General features: G+C 44.4%; 9 protein-coding genes and 1 pseudogene. 8 read left to right on the forward strand and 2 right to left on the reverse strand.

Going from position 1 to position 11,402, the window contains the following annotated elements; genetic code table 11:
- Positions 1 to 404, forward strand: a 404-nt coding sequence (ampD, locus tag D9603_RS20925) for a 1,6-anhydro-N-acetylmuramyl-L-alanine amidase AmpD (RefSeq protein WP_128732777.1), incomplete at its 5' end; no start/stop codon positions are given.
- A gap of 6 nt (positions 405 to 410) precedes the next feature.
- Positions 411 to 1,262: a beta-lactamase regulator AmpE gene (gene ampE / locus D9603_RS20930; RefSeq protein ID WP_128732778.1), complete on the forward strand. Its 852-nt coding sequence runs from the start codon at positions 411 to 413 to the stop codon at positions 1,260 to 1,262.
- A gap of 63 nt (positions 1,263 to 1,325) precedes the next feature.
- Here ampE and D9603_RS20935 read toward each other — a convergent pair whose 3' ends face one another.
- A complete protein-coding gene (locus D9603_RS20935; protein WP_128732779.1) occupies positions 1,326 to 3,827 on the reverse strand; it encodes a PilZ domain-containing protein in 2,502 nt (833 codons plus the stop codon).
- 128 nt (positions 3,828 to 3,955) lie between these two features.
- Here D9603_RS20935 and radA point away from each other — a divergent pair, with 128 nt between their 5' ends.
- From radA to D9603_RS20965, 6 genes and pseudogenes are all read left to right on the forward strand, one after another.
- The gene (radA, locus tag D9603_RS20940) at positions 3,956 to 5,326 is read left to right on the forward strand and encodes a DNA repair protein RadA (RefSeq protein ID WP_125250426.1); all 1,371 of its coding nucleotides are present in this window, start codon (positions 3,956 to 3,958) and stop codon (positions 5,324 to 5,326) included.
- 14 nt (positions 5,327 to 5,340) lie between these two features.
- Entirely contained in the window at positions 5,341 to 6,264 is a 924-nt protein-coding gene (locus D9603_RS20945) for a hypothetical protein (protein WP_128732780.1), read from the forward strand.
- A 183-nt stretch (positions 6,265 to 6,447) separates the two neighbouring features.
- Positions 6,448 to 7,011 (forward strand): UPF0149 family protein, encoded by a 564-nt coding sequence (locus D9603_RS20950; protein WP_125250424.1) that lies wholly within the window; start codon positions 6,448 to 6,450, stop codon positions 7,009 to 7,011.
- Positions 7,012 to 7,013: 2 nt separating this feature from the next.
- Positions 7,014 to 8,325: pseudogene (gene pepP, locus D9603_RS20955) on the forward strand (Xaa-Pro aminopeptidase).
- Positions 8,326 to 8,337: 12 nt separating this feature from the next.
- Positions 8,338 to 9,510: a 2-octaprenyl-6-methoxyphenyl hydroxylase gene (gene ubiH / locus D9603_RS20960; protein WP_128732781.1), complete on the forward strand. Its 1,173-nt coding sequence runs from the start codon at positions 8,338 to 8,340 to the stop codon at positions 9,508 to 9,510.
- Positions 9,511 to 9,520: 10 nt separating this feature from the next.
- The gene (locus D9603_RS20965; RefSeq protein WP_128732782.1) at positions 9,521 to 10,690 is read left to right on the forward strand and encodes an FAD-dependent oxidoreductase; all 1,170 of its coding nucleotides are present in this window, start codon (positions 9,521 to 9,523) and stop codon (positions 10,688 to 10,690) included.
- Positions 10,691 to 10,868: 178 nt separating this feature from the next.
- Here D9603_RS20965 and D9603_RS20970 read toward each other — a convergent pair.
- Positions 10,869 to 11,402, reverse strand: a 534-nt coding sequence (locus tag D9603_RS20970) for a transposase (protein WP_241651740.1), incomplete at its 5' end; no start/stop codon positions are given.

Genomic DNA, 11,402 nt, shown 5'->3' on the forward strand with positions numbered 1-11,402 from the left:
TTTTTATGGGCAAACTTGATTGTCATGCTCATCCAACATTTGCTGATCTCAAAGGGCTTGAAGTGTCGGCGCACTGTGTGATCAAACGCGATGGCAGCATCACCCAATATGTCTCATTTAGTGAGCGAGCATGGCACGCTGGTGTGTCCCAGTGGCAGGGAAAAGCAGGATGCAATGATTTTGCTATCGGGATTGAATTAGAGGGGACAGACACCATCGCCTACACTCAAGCGCAATACATGAGTTTAGTAAAAACAACGCGTTGGCTTCAGCATTACTATCCAAAGATCACAAATGATCGTATTGTGGGACATAACGATATTGCACCCGGGCGTAAAACAGATCCCGGCGCTGCTTTTGATTGGCAACACTATTTTTCCTTGTTAAATAACCAAGAGAGTTAAGTAAGCATGATTCTAATTTCTATCATTATTGCGCTTATAATTGAACGACTCGGCGCCCGTGCGCAGCACTGGCAAGCTGACTTTTATCTGCAAAACTATCACAGCAAAACCAAATCATGGACACGTTCAGGCGGTATATTAGGAACACATTTGGGTATTATGATTTGGCTTGTGCTGCCTGCTTTAGCGGTTGCGCTAATTTATAACTTTAGCGACTTTGCGGTTTGGCAGTTTGCAGTCAATATTTGTATTTTGCTGATTTGTTTTGGTTGTGCCAAATATCGCAAGCTGTACAAAGGATACTTAAATGCCTTAACTCGAGGTGATAACGAGGCGGCGTCACTGTATGCGTGGCAGATGGGGCAAGATAAACTGGAAGATGAGCCTGGCGGCGAGACTTTTGGACAGACCCTTTCTTGGATTAACTTTCAACACTATTGTGGCGTGATATTTTGGTTCGTGGCACTTGGTGCTCCGGGGGCGGTGTTGTATGCGGCAGTTAGGCAGGTTGTACACTGGCAACACGAGCAAGAGGCTCCGCCTATGCAGCATGTATCTGAGCAACTATGTAGGCTGTTTTATTGGCTTAACTGGATACCTGCACGGATCGCCAGTTTTGGTTTTTTGATCATCGGTAATTTCACCAAGGGCACCTCAACTTGGCTAAAGCATGTATTAGATTTCAAAACCACAAATCGAAAGATAATCACAACCACAGCGTTAGCAGCTGAACAGATTGAACAGCAATTTTTAGGGTGTACCTTTGAGGCCAGTTGTATGATGCGTTTGGTTAAACGCAACATTTTATTTTATCTCGTTATTATCGCTATGCTAACTTTGTTTGGCTGGATAGAATAACCTCAGTGTTATATTACACGAACACAAGCGGCCGTATGCGCTCGTTGCCACAACGTCATACGGCTAATGCTTAAAGTTGGCTTCTAGCCAGTGTTTTTTCTTTTCTTCCATAGCGTGAATAAGTGGTGCATCAAACCCCATGTTATTGATCACATATTCACTTACATCAACCAAATCACAGACACCTGTAATTGACCACAGCGCTTCTTCTAAGTCCTTGGCTTTATGAATCGCGTAATGGCTGACGTAGCGCAATTCATTGGCCAAGTAATCCATATCTGGGCGACCAGTTTTTGATACGTAGAGCTGATATACGAATAATAGGTCGTTGCGTAATGCTTTTTTAGCGAATAGATATAAGCTATCAAGTGATTCCTCTTGTGCAATGACTTGTGAGCTTATCGCTTCATGCTGTGTTTTTTGCTCCGAGTCAAACTTGATAAAAACCAAAAATTTCAGCGGCTTATCCTGCCTAGTTTGCCCTTTTAACACGTCACTTAGCTTTTCTTCGACAAAGCGCTCAGGAAAAATCGCTTTTGCATCTATGGTGTTGTCACTGTTATCGCTAAAAGAGTGGAGCAGGTGGTGCAAGGATGTCGGGTACAGGCCTTGGCCGATAGCACCAACGGTATTGTGCGATGCTTCTTTGTGCAAATACAGTGGAAACTGACATACTGATTTTGTCACTATATTACGTAGTGCTGTGGATAACCCCGGGACTTTTGGCGCCTCGTCACAGGCAACTAATTTGTCTTTGTTGTTGTCTATTAATACTTTAAAGAAGCTCATTGCATTATGGTCAAGCTGACCAATTTTTTGCACCTTTAAGTTGATAATAGTACTGGTTTTATTGACCATCATAACTTCATAGCGCAACTTGGTTAAATTGTGCTGCTTAGTTAGCTTCTGTAGATCCACTAAGTCAAGGTGAATAGAGTCTCCCTTTTTAACGGGGATCGCTTCTTCACACTCCACTTGCAATCCCATAACCGAAAAGTCACGGGTAACACAATTGAATACGCCATGACCATCAACCGTGACAATCGCTGCCGTTTTATAGAGATAGCGGCGATGCGCCCTGAGATTAACATACTCCAATGCAACGACTTCGAGCGAAGGTGGCGTTGATGACTTGCCGTGGCCAAACTTTTTGAGCTGATTGACTAGCGATTTTTCATAATTGAGGTGTAAAAAACGTTCGCTGATTGACGGGGTTGTGACGTCGGTCAATTGCATTAAGTATTTTACATTTTGGATAAACCCTTGCACTCGTGGTGATGGGCGTTTGTTAAGCTTTTCAACGTTTTTCCCCGCGCTCGCAGGCAAGGATAAAGGAATAAAGGCATCTTCATGATGACTTGGCATTAATTGCACTTTAAAGCTTTTAAAACTGTCTTTTTGGCTACCAAAAGCAAAAAACAGATCGTTAAGCTGCGGCAGTTCGGCTAACTCAAAATCAAATGCAGAATAAAAATACATTTTACCTTGGCTTGAGTGAGTGAATACATGGCATACCGCCTCTTTTACCGCACCAGTTAATTCAAGTAGGCGTTGCACTCGCTTTTGGTTGAATACGCTGTATAGTGCTGATTGTTTCTTTTCATCTTCAAAGTAATAATTAAGACCCGCATTATTCTCATTAGTGAGTACCATACTTGGAAACAGTTTTTGTTGCTTTTCACTTAGAAAAACAAACAAAGAGCACACTCTTGGCAAATAATACTGCTCATAACCTTTACAGACTACGGCATCTAAGGTGTTATCTAAATTAATTTTGTAGCGACGTTTGTTACCATGAATAAAGCTGTTTAAAAAGTCATCGAATCCTTGGTTTTTTTCGATAAACGTTCTTTTTAAACGCACTTGGTTATATTCTATGGTGCCAGGCTCAACAGCGACCACTTCATACTGGATCCCTTCTTTTAAACCAAGTTCAAAATCTTGTTCAAGACCAACCAAACGTATTGAGATAATTTGACCAGGGTCAACTTGCTGATTGGTCGGTAATTTTATTTTTGCACCACTTAATGAAATATCTGAAGTTGTGGCTGAAATCTTAGGTTGATTTTGTGCTAACTCAACCGTAATTTTAATGGAGTAATTCATTCGCTCTTCAGAGCGGCTTTCATAAGAAGCAAACCGAATAAGCTTTGTATAGTTATGGTTTTCAGCGTCTTTTTCTACTTCTTCTTCACGCTCTTTTGCTTGCTTCTGCATCACCTTGTAGTTGTTTTCGGTGCTCATCACGGCTTCATAAACAGCTAGGGTATAGCCGCCATGTCTAGCCACTTCCTGCTCAAAAACATCGATAGCAACATCATCCATAAAATGCTGTTTGCCCTCGTATTCATAAGGCTTAACTTGACCTGCAACTTGTCCTCTGAGGTCAATAAATCTAGCCACGGGCTGAGACAACCTAGACATTTCCATTTTCAGTAGAAATTGGTCTGGCTTGGATAGCTCCGCAGTGCGTTGCTTAAAAATGCGATCAAAAGCAGGGTCACCAAGATCCAGCTTTAAATCATCAATTAAGCTCTGATATTTTTGTAATCTATCTTCAGGCATAAATAGTTTTACACGCGCTCGTTTTAATGTGACCTTAGGGTCAACGCCAATATTATGTCAACTTTGGCGTATTATTAGTTTATTCTTTATCGATTATTATGTTTAAGCAAGATATATACCTGTAATTTATGGCAAAAAAGAAAACAGCATTTGTATGTAGTGATTGTGGAGCAGAGTTTGCGCGTTGGCAAGGGCAATGTTCTGAGTGTAAGGCGTGGAATACGGTAACGGAATTTCGGGTTCCATCGGCTAAAGCTGCGCCACAAGGTGGCGTGACCTCAGGTTATGCAGGCTTTGTTGAAGCGAAAGTACAAACCTTAGATGAAGTAAACCTGGAGCAGTTACCCAGGTTTTCAACTGGTTTTACCGAGTTTGACCGTGTTTTGGGCGGCGGAGTTGTTCCAGGAAGCGCAATATTAATCGGCGGTAGTCCAGGTGCTGGTAAAAGTACTGTGTTGCTGCAAACGATGTGTCGCTTAGCCGAGAGCATGAATACGTTATATGTGACGGGAGAGGAGTCCCTACAACAAGTTGCCATGCGAGCAACGCGATTGGGCTTGCCTACTAATAAACTAAAAACGTTAGCAGAAACCAACGTAGAAACCATCTGCCAGCTTGCGCTCAGAGAAAAGCCCAGCATCATGGTAATAGACTCCATTCAAGTTATGCACATGAATGATATTCAATCAGCGCCGGGTTCTGTTTCTCAAGTTCGAGAGAGCGCCGCATATTTAACACGCTTTGCAAAGCAAAATCAGGTTGCCATTATCATGGTTGGTCATGTGACTAAAGACGGAACATTAGCAGGGCCGAAAGTACTAGAGCACTGTATTGACTGCTCAATCTTATTAGAGGGCAGCGCTGACAGCCGCTTTAGAACGTTGCGAGGCAATAAAAATCGCTTTGGCGCGGTCAATGAGCTAGGTGTCTTCGCGATGACCAGTCAAGGCTTGAAAGAAGTAAGTAACCCGTCTGCTATTTTCCTTAATCGCGGTGAGGCACAAACTCCCGGTTCTTTGGTGATGGTGATTTGGGAAGGTACAAGACCGCTATTGGTAGAAGTCCAGGCTTTGGTTGACTATTCGCAACTGGCGAACCCTCGTCGCGTCACTGTTGGTTTGGAGCAAAACCGTTTAGCCATGTTACTTGCGGTGTTGCATCGTCATGGTGGATTACAAGTGTCGGATCAAGATGTTTTTGTCAATGTGGTGGGTGGGGTCAAAGTCACCGAAACCAGCGCTGATCTGGCCTTGATTGCAGCGCTTGTGTCGAGCTTTAAAAATCAATCACTAGATAGGCAGCTTGTGGTATTTGGTGAGGTGGGGCTTGGTGGAGAGATCCGCCCTGTACCTAGCGGACAAGAGCGTTTGCGTGAAGCTTCAAAACATGGCTTTACACGAGCCATTGTGCCAAAAGCAAATCAACCAAAAGAAAAAATTGAAGGGATGGAAATCGTTGCTGTCTCGAGCCTAAGTGAAGCACTTGAGGCGCTTTTTTAAAAACGGAGTAAAAAATGAATAAAACCACAGTAGTATTGGTGGCCGCAGCCTTAGCTGGCGCTGGATATGTTGGTGTAAACTATTATGTCAATGACCAGATAGAACAAGCGATCACTCAAAAGATAGCTGGTTTTGAAGCTGACACGGGTCTTGATGTTGATTTTGCCAGCAGCTCCGTTGATTTGTTGACACGGGATGTAGAGATCACACAATTACAGATTTCATCATTAGCGCAAAGTGCTCCAGAGTTGACTATTGATAAGCTAAGTATTGCCGGTTACGAGCAAGACAAGATAAGCCCACTCACTGAGCTCGAATTTGTAGGGATAAAACTCAACAGTAAAGCTGATGTATTTTCACAAGGTACTTCACCTGAGCTGCTCGCGGCAACATATCATGTGAAAACCAGCTTCTCCTTTGATGAAGCATCTGGCGACAGTGAGTTTGCGCTGATGGTTTTAGCTGATGAAGTAGCACAAGGAGACTTCACTATCTCTTTAGGCAACAGTAAAAAATTGATGGAAGTCTCGTTGGCGGCATCGAAGCTGGATAGTCAAACATTAAGCCTTGAGCAGGAATTGCAATTACAGTCGCAATTAATGGCCGCGATGCAGTCACTGCAATTTAAGTCTCTTGCGCTTACCATCAATAATCAGGGTACGCTCTCAGAATTTATTGAGTCGGAGGTGGCTCAGCAGGGGATGACCTTAGCTGACTTTCGAGCTGCTGTTGCGCAGCAACTACAGATGATGTTTTTGCCACATGAGGTACAGCAGGCTATCAATGACTTTGCTTTGGGAATGAACGCCCTTTCGCTCTCTATCACATCAACACACAATCAAAATTTCATGGCGTTGAGTCAGCAGTTACCCGTTGCTATGTCACAAGACCCAGAGTTACTCGCTGAATTAATCAAGGTAGAAGCCAACGGCAAGTAATACTGAGATGAACAGCCACGCACTCACAACCTCAATGTAAAGTGAAGTGCAAAACTTTCCCTGTACACTGAGGTTGTAAAAAGTGGTGAATTTTAGTTCAGCTTTGAGGTTGATCATACAATTCGTTGGAGTTGCGCTGGCTGCGGTGGTAGCATTGGAGTATCAATTGCTTGGGAAAGTATCATGAGCGAATTCAAAGACTACCAGCAAGCTCAATTGCTATTAGAAAAACACGAATTATTTATTGCCCCTGCCGAAGTTCACGGCACCATATCTGGGCTATTGGCCTGTGGCCTGAATATCGAAGACTCTGAGTATTTAGGGTTACTAAGCGATGTATTTAATGATGGTCAAAAATTCTCAGCGCCAATACGGGAATTTTGCATCGACCTTTACAAGCAAGTCGCTGAACACTTCAACGACGGTGAGTTCCAGTTTGAATTATATTTACCGCCGGAAGACGAATCATTGCATGACCAAGCGAATGCCTTGATAGCTTGGGTATCGGGCTTTTTACTAGGCTTTGGTCTAAAGCAAAAAGACTATGGCAAGTTATCTTCAGACGTGAAAGAGGTGATCAACGACTTTAGCGAGATCACAAAGCTGGATACCGGCTTTGAAGACTCTAACGAAGATCAAGAAGCATTACTTGAAGTGATTGAGTATGTTCGAGTTTCTACACTGTTGTGCTTTGCCGAAATGGGTAAAGAATCGCAGTCTGTTGGCACATCAAAAACGATACATTAATTATGATTAAAAACAGCGAGTTTGTAGCACGCCGTGCGCGCCTTATTGCAGCACTTGATAATAATGCCGTCGCAATTATTCCTGCGGCTGTTGAATTAACCCGTAGCCGCGATACTGAGTTTCCGTTTCGTCAAGACAGTGACTTTTTTTTATCTCACTGGCTTCAAAGAGCCTGATGCGGTTTTAGTATTAACAAAAGACCGCGAGGGCAACGGTCAGTCTACGTTGTTCTGTCGTAATAAAGATAAGGTTGCTGAGATTTGGCATGGTCGCCGTATGGGCTATGAGCAAGCTAAGTCGCAACTTGAACTTGACCATACCTTTGCACTTAGTGACTTAGACGATGAGCTACTCAATCTCGTGAATGGCCGCAAGGTATTGTTCTACGGCCAAGGCACGTACAGCGCATTTGATGATAAGGTTTGGCAGTTACTGAGTACATTACGTGGCGCGCCAAAAAAGGGCTATCGCGCACCTGAGATAATCAAAGATATTCGCCCACTTGTGCATGAAATGCGCTTGTTTAAGTCAGATGCGGAAATCGCCGTGATGCGCGAAGCGGGCAGAATTAGCGCAGAAGCGCACATACGCGCGATGCAGTTTGCAAAGCCGAGAGCGACGGAATACCAGCTTGAAGCTGAAATTCACCATCACTATGCAATGAACGGTGCGCGTCACCCAGCCTATGGCACCATCGTGGGTAGCGGTATCAATGCAACGATTTTACACTACACCGACAACTGTGACGCGCTACAAGACGGTGACTTGATACTGATTGATTCGGGTTGTGAACTGGAAGGCTATGCGGCAGATATAACTCGTACGTTCCCAGTAAATGGCCAGTTTACTGATGCTCAGCGCAAAGTATATGACCTAGTATTGGCAGCACAATATGCCGCCTTTAACGAGGTTAAACCCGGTGGCACGTTAGTTAAAGCAAATCAAGTCGCGATGAAAGTATTGACTGAGGGGCTTGTAGATTTGGGTATTCTTGCGGGTGACGTAAACGAGCTGTTAGATGCTCAGGCATGTAAAGCATTTTATATGCACGGTTTGGGTCATTGGCTCGGTCTTGATGTTCACGATGTTGGTGAATATAAGTTAGACGAAGCGGATCGTCCATTTGAACCTGGTATGGTGCTCACCATTGAGCCTGGTCTGTATTTTGACGAAGATGCGCAAGTCCCTGATGAATACAAAGGTATTGGCATTCGTATCGAAGATGATTTGTTGGTTACAGACACCGGTTATGAAAATTTAACCGCGTTGGTGCCAAAAACCATCACAGAAATAGAAGCATTAATGAATAACTAGTGGACACATTGCGTGCAACAGTTTGATGTCGTCGTGGTTGGCGGTGGTATGGCAGGAGCCAGCGCCGCTATTGCCATGAAAAAAGCCTCTCCGCAGGCGAACATTGCGGTTATTGAAGCCTTCGCACCGAAAGGTAAACAGCACCCGAGTTTTGATGACCGCAGTATTGCACTTGCTGCACAGTCGGTTGCATTTTTGGGCAAGCTAAATCTATTTAATCCCCAGTGGCAATACGTTGAGCCAATCACACAGGTCAATGTTTCTGATAGAGGCCACTTTGGTAAAGCGTGGATCCGGCCTGAAGATTATGGTGAGCAAGCCTTAGGCTATGTGGTTGAAGTCAATCCTTATGGCAGCTTTTTACATGAGCAACTCGCAGGCCTTAACGTCACGCTATTTTGCCCAAATCAGGTGACTGAAATAACACAATGTCCTGAGCAAGTTTTTCTAACGCTTGATAATGGCGAGCAAGTATGTGGTCGTTTATTGGTCGTTGCCGACGGCGCAAACTCTCCTACGCGAACTAAACTCAATATCGGCTTTGATAGCATAGGCTACGAGCAAGGGGCGTTGATCGCCAATGTGCAGATTGACTCAGCTCATGGTGGTCAGGCGTTCGAGCGCTTTACTGAACATGGCCCAATGGCGCTACTGCCAATGAGTGATAACCGTTATTCACTGGTGTGGTGTATGCCTAATGACAAACTCAATGAGTTTGAAGCGATGGCGCCAGCTGAATTTTTGCAAGCATTACAACAAGCCTTTGGTTATCGCGCTGGGCGCTTTGTACAAGTGGGCATGCGAGCCAGTTATCCGCTGGTACTTGGTCGGGTAGAGCAGCTCACGCACCATCGCGTTGTGGTGATTGGCAACGCCGCGCATGCTATTCACCCAATTGCAGGACAAGGCTTTAATTTAGGCCTAAGAGATATTCAAGTACTTACCTCACAATGTCAGGCCGTTGCGCCCGACGAGTGGGGGAGCTTTCAATTTACGCGTGCTTATCAACTGGCGCGAGCGCAAGACATTAACACGGTGATGACATTAACCGATGCGCTCGTTCGACTATTTTCAAACTCATCAAGAACGTTAGCCTTAGGCCGCAGTTTAGGTCTACTCACCATGGCACTGTCCAAAACAGCAAGAGCGCCACTGGCTAAACAATTGATGGGGTATAAAGGATAAAGGAGTTGGCATGCAACAAGTGCAAGTATGTATTGTTGGTGGTGGATGTATTGGATTAACGTTGGCGCTGGGGCTTGCGCAGCAAAATATCTCGGTATTAGTGTTAGACAGTGGGGAAAAGCCAGCCCCATTGGCACAAGAATACAGCGCGCGCGTAAGCGCGATAAGCGCTGCAAGCCAAGCGTTATTTGAGCGCTTAGGGGTATGGCCCGATATTAAAGCGCAGCGCGCCGCGGCATATACTCGTATGGATGTACGTGATAAAGATAGCTTTGGTAAAATCGCCTTTGACAGTGAATCGCTAGATTTACCTGAGCTTGGTCATATTATTGAAAATGACGCCATTCGCTATGCGCTGTTAACGGCGCTCGAAGCAGAGCAGTCGGCTAAGCTGATGTGGAACACCAAATATCAAAGCCTGCATCAAACAGATTCTGATGTGCTGTTAACCTTAGCCACTGGTGAGCCGGTGATGGCAAAGTTAGTGGTAGCAGCTGACGGTGCTCGTTCTGCTATTCGTCAGCAGTTTAATATGCCAATCACTTATTGGGATTATGATCACCATGCGCTGGTTGCAACGATAAAAACCGCAGCGCCTCATGATGCAACGGCAAGACAAGTGTTCCTCCCCGATGGGCCGCTGGCTTTTTTGCCGCTTGATGACCCATACACTCATTCAATTGTGTGGTCTACCGCACCAGATAAAGCAAAGCAGCTACAAGCTATGTCGGGCGAGGCGTTCAATAAAGCTTTAAGTGCAGCAATTGATATGCAGTGTGGCGTGTGCGAATTGGTTGGCGAAAGACATGTTTTTCCTCTGACCATGCGCTATGCAAAACAGTGGGTGCAAGGGCGTATCGTTTTGATGGGGGATGCGGCACATACCATTCATCCACTTGCAGGTCTTGGTATGAACCTAGGGCTAAAAGACGCTGCGTATCTGATCACTTTGTTATCAGCATCACAAGAGCAATTTGCCTGCACACGGATACTGCGTCAATATGAGCGCAGCAGAAAAGCCGATGCCCAAAAGCACATTGTCATGATGCAAGGACTTAAAGAGCTGTTTGAAGGCAATCACCCGCTGAAAAAGTTAGTGCGCGGAGTGGGTCTAAGCTTGGTCGACAATCTCGGCCCTATTAAGCACCTGTTCGCTAAAGAAGCTGTCGGCGGTAAATAAAAGAAGGATCGCCGCGTAAAGCGGCTCCTACAGAGATTTCAGATTGTAGGTAGGAGCGATTTTACATCGCGATCATTTAAACAATCTCGCCGCATAAAGCGGCTCCCACAAAGGTTTTATATTGTTGGTAGGAGCGATTTTACATCGCGCTCTTTTCCTAAAACAGGCATCACCAACTTTATAAATCCCCAATTCCATTACTTAAATAAATACAATTCCAGTAAGGGTAATCGCCAATCTGTTTTGCCAACCCAGCTCGAAGCGGGTTTGCAACTATGTATCTTGCTTGGTTTTTTAACATGGTGTTATGCAAAATACAGGTGTCATAAAAACCTTTTTGCCATAGCTGCCTAACATTCATTGTTCTTAACTTAGTTGCTATTTTTCCTTTTAACGACTTTATGGTATCAGATAAGGAACACACATCCTTTAGTTGAAACAGAAGATGTAAATGATCGGGCATCAGCGTATAGGCAATTAATTTGATAATGTTATCCTGCTCAAGGTGGTAAATTTCGCGAATAACAAGTTGATTGACTGCGAGGTTATTAAAAATAGCAGTTTTGTTTTTACAGCAAATGGTGATTGCATAATATTGACCTGCCGATGAAACCCGACCTTTTCTTAAACGGCAGCTATGTGGCATGACTCTCTCCTTGAGTTCGTTAATAAGTGCTAACGTAAGTATAGGACAAGATCGCCGCGTAAAGCG

It is taken from the genome of Pseudoalteromonas sp. PS5 (assembly GCF_004103255.1).
In the GTDB taxonomy this organism is placed as follows: domain Bacteria; phylum Pseudomonadota; class Gammaproteobacteria; order Enterobacterales; family Alteromonadaceae; genus Pseudoalteromonas; species Pseudoalteromonas peptidolytica.

Bases quoted from the DNA above. Each gene is read 5' to 3' on its own strand.
- D9603_RS20965 (WP_128732782.1), top strand. From the start codon at position 9,521: ATGCAACAAGTGCAAGTATGTATTGTTGGTGGTGGATGTATTGGATTA.
- D9603_RS20935 (WP_128732779.1), bottom strand. From the start codon at position 3,827: ATGCCTGAAGATAGATTACAAAAATATCAGAGCTTAATTGATGATTTA.
- radA (WP_125250426.1), top strand. From the start codon at position 3,956: ATGGCAAAAAAGAAAACAGCATTTGTATGTAGTGATTGTGGAGCAGAG.
- D9603_RS20950 (WP_125250424.1), top strand. From the start codon at position 6,448: ATGAGCGAATTCAAAGACTACCAGCAAGCTCAATTGCTATTAGAAAAA.
- ampE (WP_128732778.1), top strand. From the start codon at position 411: ATGATTCTAATTTCTATCATTATTGCGCTTATAATTGAACGACTCGGC.
- D9603_RS20945 (WP_128732780.1), top strand. From the start codon at position 5,341: ATGAATAAAACCACAGTAGTATTGGTGGCCGCAGCCTTAGCTGGCGCT.